Raw genomic sequence first — 13,578 nt, 5'->3', positions numbered from 1 at the left:
CACTTTCGCCCGGCTACACAGACTTTTGCTGATCAATTTGTTGCTTCGTTTTCCTTACTTTTAGGAGCAACAAAAAAGGCTGGCTGCAAAACGCAGTCAGCCTATCTTTTTAGAACTCGGTGATTAGTCTGTAAACTGATGGCTCCACATTTGAGCGTCCATCAACGCATTCAAGACTCGCTGTGGGTCAACCCCCAGTACCACACATAAACGTTCCACTTCTTCCCAATCACCCTGTTCAAATGACGCTTCAATGGTTAACAACTGACCTAATGGCCCCTCACGTTCTAAGAGTGCCCGTTTGATTTCATCACTAAGCGGTAACTGCTCCACCAGCTGTGGAAGCGACAGATCAAGCAGCGCATCCAAAATAGAAAATAAACCAATCAAAAAGGCTTGATCACGGTACTGCTCAAAAGGAGCCTGACGCGACATCAGCAGGCAAAACTGCGCTCTTTGCAGCGCCAAATGGTAAAGCGCACGCGGCTTTTTTGCCGAAATGAACGAGGCAACCGCGAGCGAGACAAATGTTTTAAGTTTATCTTGCCCTAGGTAGACTAAGGCTTGGCGAAAAGAAGAGATCGACACTTCCAATCGATCAGACATTGCATTGACGAATTTCAGCAGCTGATAGGAAACCGCAACATCTTTCGCGACAATATTTTCAACTTTTTCGAAGTCCACCATCGGTTTGCACACTTCTTGAAACAGCTCCATCACAATCAAATGCTCAGGGCTAAAGTACCGTTGCTTGAGTAATTGCGGCTGGCTAAAGAAAAAGCCCTGAAAAAAATGAAAGCCCGCGGAACGAGCAAGCAAAAACTCCTGCTCGGTTTCTACTTTCTCAGCCAAATACTTTCGTTTACATCCATGCTCTAAACGCCGGCGGACAAAATCACATGCGGCTTCAATGCCTAGCTCTTGTATGTCAATCTTAATGATCTGCACAAAAGGCAGAAAACGCTCCCATTGCGGGCCATAAACAAAATCATCAAGTGCCACCATATAACCTTGGTGGTACAACTCTTGTAACGCATCGTAAAGCTCATCTGTTGGTGGACAATTTTCTAATACTTCCACCACTAATTCTTGGCGTGGCAAGCTCAGAGGCAAGCGATTGATCAAACTTTGATATGGAAAGTTGATAAAACAGCGCGAACCCCTTATCGCCGCATTGGTACCAAGAGAGAGAAAGTTTTCTGCCACCAAACGGTATGTTGCACGGTTTGAGTCGATATGATGTGGAAAGGCGTTATTTTCGCCATTGCGAAATAAAATCTCATACCCTAGCGTTTGACGACGAGCATTGAAAATCGGTTGCCGCGCCACATAGGTATCATGCATAACCTGATGCCAGCCTCATTGTTCATTCTCTTGATGATCTTGTTGGCGTCGTTCGTGTGCCCTGCACAGCCAAACAACCGACTCTTTCAGTTCGAGATGAATGACGCCTAAATTTGGGCGAATACCTATTAACTAGGCGACCATTTTCCTATGGCATTTAGGCTCATTGACACACTATGCTACAAGGCACAAAAAATAAACCAAAGAACGAATTAACCCGCAACTTGCGACCGGGTTAAATTTATAAAGTTCCCGTAATGTGCCACGATGAGTCATAAATTAACTCACCGTCACGTCACCGATATTCACTTCACTAAATCACGGCTTTTTTCTCGACTCTGAGATTCAAAGCCCACATAATCTAATTTGTCATATGGTTATCCAATTCAAAATGAAGTATGTCTGATATCGAATCGACACCTAAGCACCGTTACACGCAAGAACAACAATTTGCCCAAGCTAGCTCGAGCCATATTGCTCAATTATGGCAACAGCGAGTCGAAGGGACGATCACCTCATTCGATAGAACTAGTTTATATTGGATAAAATTGACGCACCCACAACACACCAAAGCCATTGTGGTGATTAATGGTCGAATTGAAAGTGCGTGGAAGTATCAAGAGCTGTTTTACGATCTCTATCAACAAGGCTATGACATCTTCTCATATGACCACCGTGGTCAAGGGTTATCTGGTCGTCTCACTGACGACCCACAAATTGGTCACATCGATGAATTCAATGATTATCTCTTGGATATGGATAAGATGGTCGATACCTTTGATTTATCGGGGTATCAAACACGCCATTTGTTAGCTCACTCGATGGGTGGCACCATCGCGACGCGCTATATTCAAACACATCCTCAGCATCAATTTGATGCCATGGCCTTGAGTGCTCCTATGTTTGGCATTCACTTACCATGGTATTTAAAACCCATTGCCTCGCTGATCAGTCAACTTCTGACCGCCTGCAACCCTAAACCTGTCTATGCTCCAGGTCATCAAGCTTATTATCCTAAGCCGTTTGACAGTAATCCACTGAACCAATGTTTACCTCGTTATGAATGGTTTCGTCAGCTCTATGAGGATAAGCCGGAACTGCAAGTCGGTGGCCCGAGTACTCGCTGGGTATGGCAGTCGATGATGGCGGCCAAACAATCCATTCAGTTGACCCGGCAAATTAAAATACCTTTGCTACTGATGCAGGCCGGCGATGACACCATCGTTGCTAACGCATCACATATTAAATTCATCAAAAAATTGGCACGCACTAATACTCGCTGTGGATTTAAGATCATCCATGGTGCAAGGCATGAACTGCTGTTTGAACAAGACCAATATCGTAACCAAGTGCTCGACACCTTGCTGAATTTTTTCGCTCAATACTCGCGGCACCAAGCGTAAAATAGGAAATGTCTTGGTTTGGTTTTTACCCTCTTTTTCCGCTTTCAATTGCAGTAAACTAGTTACCTCGCTGGTTTTCGACTTTCGAGCCCAAGGGCTCACTTAAAGAGGATAATATGACAGAAGTACGCAAAGAGAGCCCTTTCCGCATTGTGGCATCGGATTTAGACGGTACCTTACTGGCACCCAACCACCAATTGAGTGACTTTACCAAACAGACACTTAAAGAGCTGCATAACCAAGGCTATACCTTTATCTTTGCGACAGGCCGTCATCATGTCGATGTTTCCGGGATTCGTGAAATCGTTGGCATTCCTGCGTACATGATCACCTCCAACGGTGCCCGTGTTCATGATCAGCACGACACCTTGATGTATAGCCAAAATGTACCGAGTGAACTGGTGCAATCCGTGATCGATGTGGTTCGTGAAGATGAAGAAATTTACATTCATATGTACCGCAATGAAAACTGGCTGATCAGTCACGAAAACCAAGAGCTGCGTGAATTCCATAACGCATCAGGCTTTAGCTACCAACTCTTTGACCCAAGCCAAGCGCCATCAGATGGCATTGCCAAAGTGTTCTTTACTCACCCAGGCAAAGATCATGAGCGGTTAGCTCGCCTGGAAACAGTGCTAAATGCACGCTTTCAAGGCCAGCTCAATGTGGCATTTTCCACACCTTGGTGCCTTGAAGTCATGGCCGCCAACGTCTCAAAGGGCGAAGCACTCAATGCTGTTGCTCAGTCACTCGGTTATTCTCTGTCTGACTGTATTGCTTTTGGTGACGGTATGAATGATAAAGAAATGCTGGACATGGCGGGTAAAGGGCTCATCATGGGAACCGCTCACGATAAAGTATTTAAAGCACTGCCTAATAACGAAGTCATTGGCAGCAACGCGGATGATGCCGTCGCACATTATTTGCGAACGCATCTACTGTAACGGTGGTTCTCACTGGGTTACTTCACTGACAACAAAGGCAGCCGACGCTGCCTTTGTGTTATACGCCTCGTGAGATTAGCTACTGCTGTCTTTACCAAGAATAGCCTGCCACTCATGTTCACTAACGGGCATAATCGATAAACGGTTGCCTCGTTTCACCAATGGCATCGCCTCAAGCTCTGGCATCGCTTTCATTTCGGCGAGGGTAATAATGCGACTGGTGGTTGAAACATATTCAATATCGACCATCACCCAGCGAGGATTATCCGGCGTTGATTTCGCGTCGTAATAATCACTTTCTACATCAAACGCAAAGTGATCAGCATACGCCTCGCGTACCACGCGTGCGACACCAGCAACCCCGACCTTCTTGCAAGAAGAGTGATAAATAAGGACTAAGTCGCCCTTTTTTACCTCATCTCTCAACATATTTCGCGCTTGATAGTTACGTACGCCTTCCCAGCATGCTGTACCACGAACGCGAAGTGTATCAATTGAGAACTCATCCGGTTCGGTTTTAAACAACCAATATGCCATAATGTCTTCCAATTCAATTTGATGGCCAAGGTATACCATGAAGGCGTTAAGAAACCCAGTCGCAATCCTGTTTACTACGTTACTAGCCGCGTGCAGCCACTCACCGTCATCGCAAAAATCCACTCCTGTTGCGACTCTCGATGATCCCGCGTCAATTCAAGTCCCAACCTTTGTGATGCGAGGGCAAATTGTCTTGGGTCGCGAAGCGCAATCCTTTATGCCATGTGAGAGTCAGCACCAGTTCTGGCTAGATGCTTCTGATGACAAACTCGCTCAGCTAAAACCGCTATTAAGCGCGCCTTATGAACCCTTATATGCTGAGTTAGTTGGCCACTTAGCGCCACCCTCTCGAACTGGACTGGATGCTGATTTCACCTCGCGTTTTGTGGTCGATCACTTCAACTTCATTAGCGCCGATAACCCAGAGCTGTGTCGTCAACCTAATAAACCAACTCGCGCGCTTGGCACCGAGCCATTTTGGTCGGTAGAATTTGACCAACAAGAGCTCATACAGCGCCAAGTCGACGCGGCGCCGCAACCTCTCGTTGTTACGTCACGCCGTATTCGCCGCGACCAACGGTTCTACCAATTAGAAAATGGCTTTTTGCAATTAGACAAACGCAGCTGCTCAGATGGGATGAGTGATGATCTCTACGGCTGGCAAGCCGAGTTCCATCATGACGGACACGAATACCAAGGTTGTGGCGCGATCTCAAACTTGGATGTCACCCAAAAGTGGAGCGCGACCTATCAAGCACAAGCTAACGATGCGAGTAATTTTACGGTGACAATGACTCTCAATGATGATCACTCCGCAACCACCGTCTATGGTTATCAAAATGGCGACGCTGATTCTGTTGAGAATGGCTATTGGCAGCAGCTCAATGACAACCAAGTACAAGTCGTCATGACTCGCCACCAGCGACAATATTTGGTCTCAAAACGGATTTTCACTGTTGACGGCAAAACGCTCAAAGCAGAAAAAGAGCAAGTCGGAGACGTTATTTATACCATCGCCAACGGTGGATTAACGCTCTACAAAGCTCAGCAATAAGAGGAACTGTATATGTCGTGTCCGCAATGTGGTTTTGAGCATCAATGTATTTGCTCGCATATCCCTGATTTAAGTGAAGTCGCCATCCATTTAGCGCTGCTGACTCATGAGCGAGAGTGGGAGCGAGAAACCAACACTGGCCACTTATTAGCGCGTTGTTTGCCCCAGTGTCGCCGCTATCCTTGGCAGCGTTTACAAGCAGCTCCCGAACTGGTGGCAAAGATGAGCAGCCAAGCGGTTACTCCTTTTATCTTATACCCGAGTGATGAGAGCATTAGCGTTGATAAAGCACAAAAAATTGCTCGCCGAGCTGACCGAGAGCCCTTGTTTATTGTGTTGGATGGAACATGGCAAGAAGCGCAGAAAATGCAGCGTAAAACGGCGTGGCTTAGTGAGGTTCAGCATGTGCACCTCAATGTCGACCAAGCATCAAAGTATACGCTTCGTCGCAATCAGCAGCCGGGGCATTTATGCACGTTAGAAGTGGGGGCAATGCTACTCAATGAACTCGGTTTTGCACCACAAAGCGAAGAGCTGATTGAGTTTTTAGATTACTACTTGCGTGTGTATCAGGCAGAAAAGAGCGGTCATGCGCTCCAACCGCCGTCACTAAACCAACTCAAGTAACTCACTCAGTTCAACAATTTCAATGTCTGGTAGGACACGAGCTTTCGTCGCATGACGCAAAGTCCGGCCTTGGTCATTGAACCAGCACGCCATAAATTCGTTATTTCGCGCCCCAGACACGTCAGTGCGTAAATGATCGCCGACATGTAAGATGTTTTGTGGTGGTAGATTTAATAACTGCTGAGCTTGCTGAAACAAATCAGAGTATGGTTTGGCACGGCCATCTGGCCCTGCACGGAAAACCTGTTGAAAATACGGAGAAAGTCCTATTCTTTTTGCATCAACATTGCCATTAGTAATCCCAATTAATGGCACTTTTTTAGCTAGACTGGCCATCACCTGATGCGTGGTGCTCGGCACCTCGAAATCGCTACGCATGTCTAACACGAGAGATAATGCCTGTTCGGCAGCTTGCTTTGCTTTTAGATCATCATAACCCAAAAGCTTCAGCCCCTGAAAAATCTGCTGATAACGCCATTCACTGACATCATGTTTAACTTCAGGTGTCGCATCTGCCACGGAGAGTTTCAGCGCCTGCCACCACTCTGGTGATTGAGTGGCAGTAACAGGATGCTGCTGATGTAACCATGCTACAACACCCTGCTCGACCTGACGAATGATAGGACGGTTGTCATACAGTGTGTCATCGAGATCGAAGCTCATAGCATAGATGGGTTTTAGCTGGCGATAATAGCGCATTAGTCGTTCCGTTTTTTCTTGGCTCGCGGATGGGCCTCATCGTATGCCGTCGCAAGGTGTTGAAAATCTAAGTGAGTATAGATCTGAGTCGTGGAAATATTTTCATGGCCCAACAATTCCTGCACCGCACGCAAGTTGTTACTTGATTCGAGCATATGCGTGGCAAACGAGTGACGCAGTTTATGCGGGCTAATATGACTAGAGACCGCTTGCTTTTGCCCCCACTCTGCCATGCGTTTTTGAACATTGCGATGAGAAATTCGCACGCCTAATTTAGAAACAAACAGTGCCTTCTCACTTGGTTGCGCTAGATTTGAACGCACTTTCATCCATTTGGCCACCCACTCTTTAGCTTGACCAGCAAACGGCACTTTACGTTCTTTATCACCTTTACCGACAACGCGAATCTCACCTGAAGACAAGCTAATATCACGCACATCGATACTGACCATCTCAGCTAAACGCAGCCCCGCCCCATACAACAATTCCATCATCGCCCGATCTCGAATCGACAAGGGATCATCATCGTTCACCTCAAGCAGTTGATTGACTTCATCGACATCCAGATTTTTGGGCAGAGGCCGCTTCTTGCGAGGCGCAGACACTCCTTTCGCAGGGTTCGCGCTCATCTCACCGCGTAAGATCAGAAAGTCGAAAAAACTGCGCAGTGATGACAAACGAGTGGCGATACTGCTGGCTTTCATGCCTTCACGCATGCCTTTACTGGCTAATTGACGCACCCAAGAAGCATCGACTTGTGACCACTCTTTCAGCCCCAACGTCATTAATTGCAGCGCCATGGTTTCAAGCTGCTGTTTATAATTACGTTGCGTATGCAAACTAAGCCCTTTCTCGCTACGCAAATATTCATAAAAGCGCTCGAGTGGACGTTGTAAACTACGAGAAAGAGTGGGTAGAGCGTCGTTCATCAGTCACTTGCCAAGGTAATGTAACCATCAAATGCGAAAGCACTAACGCTAGATGGCGTAAAAACAGTGTGTCCATATGCGGCTGGAAATGACCGCCATCCTCACTGGAAAAAGCCAACAAGCCAAGTGTTGTCCCTTTGTGTAAAGGTAACACAACATAGGACCCCATTTCCGGCGCGTCACTGTCTTCTCCAAACAGTGCGTGACGATCCGCTTTACGTAACCGCCCAAGATACGCACTTTTGCCATTTAAGTGATTGGTCGTAAAACGTTGGTACACATCAGAGCTTAATTGATACTCGCTGTGTGGTGTTTCAAGCAAGCGAATGTACGCGGTTAGATTGAGGTCACGCGCCATCGCCTGTACCGCCTCAAAAGCAGGTAACAAAGCTTCACACTTGAGAACTTGCTCTTGCAATGACATAAACTCATGAAAGGTTTTGTCATTGTTGGCAGCCAGCGACATTAAAGCAGTAATGTCTTCTTCTAACTCTTCAATTCGGCGACGCTGACGATTCATTTGTACCAGAGCTAATGGCACGGCCCCTTGCTCTTGATGAGGAAGAGATAAACGATCCACCAGCTCTCGGCGGTGAAGAAAGAAGTCTGGGTTTTCAGCTAAATATTCGGCGACAATTTCCGCCGTTAATGCGTCTGCTTCAATCTGCGACACTCGATTTTCCTATGTTGTTATATATTGTTATCAGCAGTTCAATTGACCATCAAACACATGCGTAGCCGGCCCTGTCATATACAAAGGATGTCCTGGACCTTTCCATTGAATTTCCAAATCGCCACCAGGCAGGTGCACTTTCACTTTGTTATCTAGCGCCCCTTGAACAATACCTACAGCCACGGCCGCACAAGCACCGCTACCACACGCTTGTGTTTCTCCTGCTCCACGTTCGTAAACGCGCAAATTAACCTCATCACGGCTAATCACTTGCATAAAACCTGCGTTTACGCGCTCAGGAAAACGCTCATGAGATTCCAATAATGGCCCTAAGGTTTCAACATTGGCAGTGGTAACATCATCCACAATGGTCACAACATGAGGGTTGCCCATACTGACCGCACCACAGAAAAGCGTCTGCTCTTCCACCCGCATAATGTAGGTTTTCTCAGTTTGCTTGGCGCGAAATGGAATCTTGCTTGGCTCAAATTCAGGTTGCCCCATATTGACTGTCACTTGCCCATCATCTTCAATATTGAGCACCATTTTGCCTTTTTTGGTACTGACTGAGATGTTGTACTTGTTAGTCAACCCTTTCATACGGACAAAACGCGCAAAACAACGGGCACCGTTGCCACATTGCTCGACTTCGCTGCCATCGGCATTAAAAATGCGGTAATGAAAGTCACTTTCAGGATCATAAGGCGCCTCAACCACCAAAAGCTGGTCAAAGCCCACGCCTGTATGACGATCCGCCAAACGGCGGATCAAGTCTGGTGAGAAAAAGATGTTCTGAGTAATGCAGTCCACGACCATAAAATCATTACCCAGACCATGCATTTTTGAAAAATGGAAATGCATAAGACGCTCGTTACTCCGGCAGAATTTGTTCAAGTTCCCACAGGCTGGTTAACGCTTCACGACGACGCACCAAATGGCTTTGATCACCATCAACCATCACTTCTGCAACACGTGGGCGTGTATTGTAGTTCGATGACATGACGAAGCCATAGGCCCCCGCAGAACGAACAGCTAGCAAATCGCCTTCTTCAATACACAGAGTTCGGTCTTTACCAAGAAAGTCGCCAGTTTCACAAATCGGCCCAACAAGGTCGTAAGTTACTGCTTCACCTTGGCGCGGTTTCACAGGAACAATATCTTGCCAAGCTTGATACAGAGCGGGACGCATTAAATCATTCATCGCCGCATCAATGATCGCGAAGTTTTTATGCTCAGTGTGTTTTAGGAATTCTACTGTGGTAAGCAATACGCCAGCATTTGCTGCGATAGCACGTCCAGGTTCAAACACCAGTTCTAAGTCCTGATGATTCTCCAAACGAGCCAACAACGCTTTCGCATATTCAGATGGTTGGGGTGGCATTTCATCTCGATAAATCACCCCTAAACCACCACCAACATCAAGATGGCGAATATGCACACCTTGCTGCTTCAAATCATCGATCAGTTTAAGCAGGCGATCGGTCGCATCAATAAAGGGGGCAATTTCTGTGAGCTGAGAACCGATATGGCAATCAATTCCGTGAATCTCCAGATGCGCTAAGCCTTGTGCAAATTGATACACTTCTGGTGCGCGTTCAAAGGCAATACCAAACTTATTATCCCGCAGTCCGGTCGAGATATAAGGGTGTGTGTGGGCGTCGACATCAGGGTTGATACGCAAAGAGATAGGCGCTTTAACTCCCATTTCACCAGCCACTTGGTTAAGACGAACCAATTCAGGCTCTGACTCAACGTTAAAGCATTTGATACCCAATTCCAGTGCACGGCGCATTTCTGCGGGTGTTTTTCCCACACCAGAGAACACGACTTTGCTCGGCTCTCCGCCAGCCGCGATAACACGCTCAAGCTCACCGCCGGAAACAATATCAAACCCCGATCCCAAGCGAGCCAATGTATTTAACACGCCTAGATTAGAGTTGGCTTTAACCGCATAGCAAACAAGGTGCGGATGCTCACCGACCGACTTATCAAAGGCATGCCAATGGCGCTCAAGCGTTGCACGCGAGTAAACGTAAAGTGGCGAGCCATACTGCTCGGCCAAGCTGGTCAATGTGACGCCTTCAGCCCATAGCTGACCATCGTCCTGATAGTTAAAGTAATCCAAAATACGTTCCCTTAATAACTAATCGGTATTTGAGCTGTCAGTTTGCTCATTTTGTTGAGAATCTGTGGGCATGTAAAGGGCTCCAGTTTGTCCACAACCGGATAACCCTACTACAGAGAAGATAAATAGCGCTAATAAAGTCTTTTTCATTGGCCAATTCGTGATTATTCTTTCAATGCCCCCTATAATCGCACCACACTCAGGAAAAGCAATAGGACAGACAAGATGAACGAGACTGAATTTCATCAACTTGCCGATATACAAATGGAAAAAATCGAAGAGATGGTCGATGACTCAGGCGCAGACATCGATTATGAGGTTTCTGGCAACGTCATGACGCTCGAATTTGAAGACCGTAGCCAAGTGATTATTAATCGCCAGGAACCAATGCGTGAAATTTGGTTAGCGTCAAAATCTGGTGGTTATCACTTCCAATATGATTCCAAACATTGGATCTGTTCTAAAACCGGTATTGAGCTAATAGAGATGGTCAAACAAGAGTGTGAAAAACACGCTGGAGAAACCATCGATTGGACATAAAAAAGAGCACGTAAGTGCTCTTTTTTATTTTATGCATTTGCCGCTCGATTGATTTTATCGTAAGTCGTGGCATCACTTCGGTAAGGCACCACGTAATCTTCGCCCTCTTTCGGATGCACAATCTGATAGTACTGTGGCAAGTTAAAGTTGATAAAACTGTCCACCACACCATCACTACCGCGCATCGAGGTATAAAAGCTGTTCACGCTGGCGATCATTTCATCTTTTTCACCGCTAAACTGGTGATAGACCTCAACCTGATTGTTCTCGTCCAAAACATAGATATTGAACCCTTGATCGGAATCCTCGAAGAAGAATTGGATCAAGCCTTCACTGGCAAAGCCATCAACAACATCTGGTAAAGAGAAATCTTGCTCTTTATCCAACATCAGCAAAGGTGAGCCTTTCAGTTTATTGGTGGAAATGCTGCGGTAAAAATCGACCGAGTTCTCCAACTTCTGAACCGACACTCCTCGACGCTCAAAGAATAAGCCAAACATCTGCTGACCCATACGCATCGCTTTGAAGCGGCGACGTTTGGTTTGTTCGACAGGTTTTAGGCGCAGCTCAATACACTCTGCTAATAGTTGGTAAACCATATTACGCATAACACCGCGCAAGTTTTTGCTATAGCAGAAAACATCGACAGACTCCGGCGGCAACGCATCTTGGTGCATTTTACCTAATACCGTTTTTAGCGCATCCAGCATGGCGGTTTCGCCGCGGAAGTGTAAGGTACGAACCTCATGCCACGAATTGCGATACACCAAATCTACACTGCCGACCAAACATCTTTGTTCTGGCCCAAAACTAAAGATATCGATATTTTTTAAATCAACTTTATGGGATTTCCCATTGAGCTCGTCCGTTGGGTCATTCTCAAAGTTAATGTACATCGCTAACTGGCTTATCTCACACGGGCTAGCTAATGCTTGCATCGAAGGACGACGTTTACGTAATGAAAACGTATTACGCAGATCACTCACCATCTGGTAGAACTTATCAATGTCCATATGCGCATCACGCACGACTGAATGCAGATGAGTAGATTCGGTAATTAACCCATTAAAAAACGCCCAGGCCACCAACTTACTGAGATATTCGTTGTGCTCAAGAGGCTTCTGACCCATTAAACGCTGAGGCTCAAGTGGCTGCTTATATAAATACCAACCCGGTTTGTTGGTTCGTCCAGGTTGTACCTGAATAAAGCTCAAATCAGATTCATGTAAATCTGGCGAAATCTGCGGGTTCAGTAACGTCACTTTGCCCGGAAGGACTTCAAATGCTGCATAGAGTTTACGCGCAAGAATACTGATATCTTGTGGACTAATCGCTGAGGTAATGTCATTACGGCGCGCGAACTGAATTAAGTTGCGGTAGCTAAGCATCAACGCATCGAGCAAATCGTGATGAACACTTTTAACTTGTTCAACCTTCCAGTTACGGCGGTCGTCAAGCTGCTGAAGCATCTCGGTATTCCAATCCCACGACTTAACCATGTCAGACATGGCGGTTCGCCGCCACGCGACAGAGCCGACACCGGGCTCACGAGATAATTTCTCATGAGTTTTGAGGTAAAAGCAGCGGCGGACGAGATCCAAGCGCGTATGATCGCCAATACGCACTAAATAGCGCGTCACTTTTTCGAGCATCAGATAATAGGTATCCATGCCGTACAAGTCTGGCTCATGGGCAAAGAAACGTCGCTTAGTATCGATGCTTAATAATTGGGTATGTGGATACTCCCAAGAGTATGCTTCGAGAAGGATAGCTTTAAGAACCGACTTATACGGAGAGTCGATACTTTTATACAGTTGCCACAAGTTCGCACCGAAGTACTCTTCAGCAGGAATACGGTTAAGCTTGCCAAAATCAATCCACTCCGCGCAGTTGATATGACCGTCACGGCACATTTTACCAATGTACTCGTCGTAACACTCTTCCATTTCTGGTGGCACAATTTGCCACAACAGACGTTTACCAGCCAAGCGCACCGCTGAACGATAAAATTCATCGAGTAATAACAGATGTTGAGAAGAGCCGCAGTTGTCACCCGTCATTTCTTCTGAGTGATTAGTACGAAAACGCTCCTCATCCATCAAGAAAAAGTTGGCTTCAACACCTTGGCTTTGTGCCCAATCAGTGATCAATAAACACTTATTCGTCAATAAGCTACGCTCTTCAGCTTTCATTTCAGCCGAGACGCACACCCAAATATCTAAATCACTTGAGGTACTTTGACCGATCGATGAGGTACTTCCCATCGTATAAAGACCGAGTATATTAGCTTGGCGACTAGTGGTAAGGGGTTTACCAATGATAAGTTCAGTGTCTTCAACAAACTGTTTTTGCACCGTATTCGGTTCAAAACCGCAAATACCATGGGGAACCGACTCGTCATAAAAGCCAGGAATAACTGGATGGTTGAAATGCAACAGAGCGGGAATAAGATGGAATACACGCTGACTTTGCAGATCCATCAACGCCAGCGCGCGCGCTATACGCTGCTGGTTGAGCTTGTCGAGTCTCTGAATAATTGTCTTAGTGTAAGCCTGCAAGGTACAGTCCTTGAATAAATCTTGTCTCTGCGTTCTAACGATTTTGTTCACAACGCGCCTGAAAACGTGATCAATCTAACACTTTTATTTGGATTGGTAAAGATTTGAACGATCCGATTCAAAATTACGCGCCTAATATTATTTC

The 13,578-nt window shown here is 46.2% G+C and carries 14 protein-coding genes; 5 read left to right on the top strand and 9 right to left on the bottom strand.

What is annotated here, in order from left to right; all coding sequences use genetic code 11:
* Positions 1-123: 123 nt before the first annotated feature.
* Entirely contained in the window at positions 124-1,344 is a 1,221-nt protein-coding gene (locus M1D72_RS07815) for an EAL and HDOD domain-containing protein (protein WP_456296551.1), read from the bottom strand.
* Positions 1,345-1,742: 398 nt separating this feature from the next.
* Between M1D72_RS07815 and M1D72_RS07810 the strand changes: the two genes are divergently transcribed.
* Together M1D72_RS07810 and M1D72_RS07805 are read left to right on the top strand one after the other, a co-directional pair.
* On the top strand, positions 1,743-2,747 hold the full coding sequence (locus M1D72_RS07810) for an alpha/beta fold hydrolase (protein ID WP_456296550.1): 1,005 nt from the start codon (positions 1,743-1,745) through the stop codon (positions 2,745-2,747).
* A gap of 116 nt (positions 2,748-2,863) precedes the next feature.
* Positions 2,864-3,691 (top strand): Cof-type HAD-IIB family hydrolase, encoded by an 828-nt coding sequence (locus M1D72_RS07805; RefSeq protein ID WP_390197128.1) that lies wholly within the window; start codon positions 2,864-2,866, stop codon positions 3,689-3,691.
* 75 nt (positions 3,692-3,766) lie between these two features.
* Here M1D72_RS07805 and M1D72_RS07800 read toward each other — a convergent pair whose 3' ends face one another.
* Complete coding sequence (locus M1D72_RS07800; RefSeq protein WP_390197124.1) at positions 3,767-4,228, bottom strand: EVE domain-containing protein; 462 nt, start codon at positions 4,226-4,228, stop codon at positions 3,767-3,769.
* A 37-nt stretch (positions 4,229-4,265) separates the two neighbouring features.
* Here M1D72_RS07800 and M1D72_RS07795 point away from each other — a divergent pair, with 37 nt between their 5' ends.
* Positions 4,266-5,282 (top strand): hypothetical protein, encoded by a 1,017-nt coding sequence (locus tag M1D72_RS07795; RefSeq protein WP_456296549.1) that lies wholly within the window; start codon positions 4,266-4,268, stop codon positions 5,280-5,282.
* A 12-nt stretch (positions 5,283-5,294) separates the two neighbouring features.
* A complete protein-coding gene (locus M1D72_RS07790; RefSeq protein WP_456296548.1) occupies positions 5,295-5,909 on the top strand; it encodes a tRNA-uridine aminocarboxypropyltransferase in 615 nt (204 codons plus the stop codon).
* On the opposite strand, the gene yigB is transcribed toward M1D72_RS07790, so the two are convergent.
* From yigB to lptM, 6 genes are read right to left on the bottom strand one after another with little or no spacing between them, the layout of a single operon-like run.
* Positions 5,892-6,608, bottom strand: a complete 717-nt coding sequence (yigB, locus tag M1D72_RS07785) for a 5-amino-6-(5-phospho-D-ribitylamino)uracil phosphatase YigB (protein WP_456296547.1) — start codon at positions 6,606-6,608, stop codon at positions 5,892-5,894. The genes M1D72_RS07790 and yigB overlap by 18 nt on opposite strands.
* Positions 6,608-7,537, bottom strand: coding sequence for a tyrosine recombinase XerC (gene xerC, locus M1D72_RS07780; protein WP_390197114.1), 930 nt, complete (start codon positions 7,535-7,537; stop codon positions 6,608-6,610). Before xerC ends, yigB begins: the two co-directional genes overlap by 1 nt.
* Complete coding sequence (locus M1D72_RS07775; RefSeq protein WP_456296546.1) at positions 7,506-8,210, bottom strand: DUF484 family protein; 705 nt, start codon at positions 8,208-8,210, stop codon at positions 7,506-7,508. Before M1D72_RS07775 ends, xerC begins: the two co-directional genes overlap by 32 nt.
* A gap of 30 nt (positions 8,211-8,240) precedes the next feature.
* Complete coding sequence (gene dapF, locus M1D72_RS07770; protein ID WP_390197109.1) at positions 8,241-9,071, bottom strand: diaminopimelate epimerase; 831 nt, start codon at positions 9,069-9,071, stop codon at positions 8,241-8,243.
* A gap of 10 nt (positions 9,072-9,081) precedes the next feature.
* A complete protein-coding gene (lysA, locus tag M1D72_RS07765) occupies positions 9,082-10,335 on the bottom strand; it encodes a diaminopimelate decarboxylase (RefSeq protein ID WP_456296545.1) in 1,254 nt (417 codons plus the stop codon).
* A gap of 18 nt (positions 10,336-10,353) precedes the next feature.
* The gene (lptM, locus tag M1D72_RS07760) at positions 10,354-10,485 is read right to left on the bottom strand and encodes an LPS translocon maturation chaperone LptM (protein ID WP_446697919.1); all 132 of its coding nucleotides are present in this window, start codon (positions 10,483-10,485) and stop codon (positions 10,354-10,356) included.
* 75 nt (positions 10,486-10,560) lie between these two features.
* Between lptM and cyaY the strand changes: the two genes are divergently transcribed.
* Positions 10,561-10,875 (top strand): iron donor protein CyaY, encoded by a 315-nt coding sequence (gene cyaY / locus M1D72_RS07755; protein WP_390197100.1) that lies wholly within the window; start codon positions 10,561-10,563, stop codon positions 10,873-10,875.
* Positions 10,876-10,904: 29 nt separating this feature from the next.
* On the opposite strand, the gene M1D72_RS07750 is transcribed toward cyaY, so the two are convergent.
* Positions 10,905-13,433, bottom strand: a complete 2,529-nt coding sequence (locus M1D72_RS07750) for a class I adenylate cyclase (protein ID WP_456296544.1) — start codon at positions 13,431-13,433, stop codon at positions 10,905-10,907.
* Positions 13,434-13,578: the final 145 nt, after the last annotated feature.

The sequence above is a fragment of the Vibrio sp. AK197 genome (assembly GCF_053903115.1).
This window is presented reverse-complemented; position numbering and strand designations above follow the sequence as displayed.

What these genes read in the sequence shown, in the direction of transcription:
- xerC (WP_390197114.1), bottom strand. Translation starts at nt 7,537, where the DNA reads ATGAACGACGCTCTACCCACTCTTTCTCGTAGTTTACAACGTCCACTC.
- M1D72_RS07790 (WP_456296548.1), top strand. Translation starts at nt 5,295, where the DNA reads ATGTCGTGTCCGCAATGTGGTTTTGAGCATCAATGTATTTGCTCGCAT.
- yigB (WP_456296547.1), bottom strand. Translation starts at nt 6,608, where the DNA reads ATGCGCTATTATCGCCAGCTAAAACCCATCTATGCTATGAGCTTCGAT.
- dapF (WP_390197109.1), bottom strand. Translation starts at nt 9,071, where the DNA reads ATGCATTTCCATTTTTCAAAAATGCATGGTCTGGGTAATGATTTTATG.
- M1D72_RS07805 (WP_390197128.1), top strand. Translation starts at nt 2,864, where the DNA reads ATGACAGAAGTACGCAAAGAGAGCCCTTTCCGCATTGTGGCATCGGAT.
- M1D72_RS07800 (WP_390197124.1), bottom strand. Translation starts at nt 4,228, where the DNA reads ATGGCATATTGGTTGTTTAAAACCGAACCGGATGAGTTCTCAATTGAT.
- M1D72_RS07795 (WP_456296549.1), top strand. Translation starts at nt 4,266, where the DNA reads ATGAAGGCGTTAAGAAACCCAGTCGCAATCCTGTTTACTACGTTACTA.
- lptM (WP_446697919.1), bottom strand. Translation starts at nt 10,485, where the DNA reads ATGAAAAAGACTTTATTAGCGCTATTTATCTTCTCTGTAGTAGGGTTA.
- M1D72_RS07810 (WP_456296550.1), top strand. Translation starts at nt 1,743, where the DNA reads ATGTCTGATATCGAATCGACACCTAAGCACCGTTACACGCAAGAACAA.
- M1D72_RS07815 (WP_456296551.1), bottom strand. Translation starts at nt 1,344, where the DNA reads ATGCATGATACCTATGTGGCGCGGCAACCGATTTTCAATGCTCGTCGT.
- cyaY (WP_390197100.1), top strand. Translation starts at nt 10,561, where the DNA reads ATGAACGAGACTGAATTTCATCAACTTGCCGATATACAAATGGAAAAA.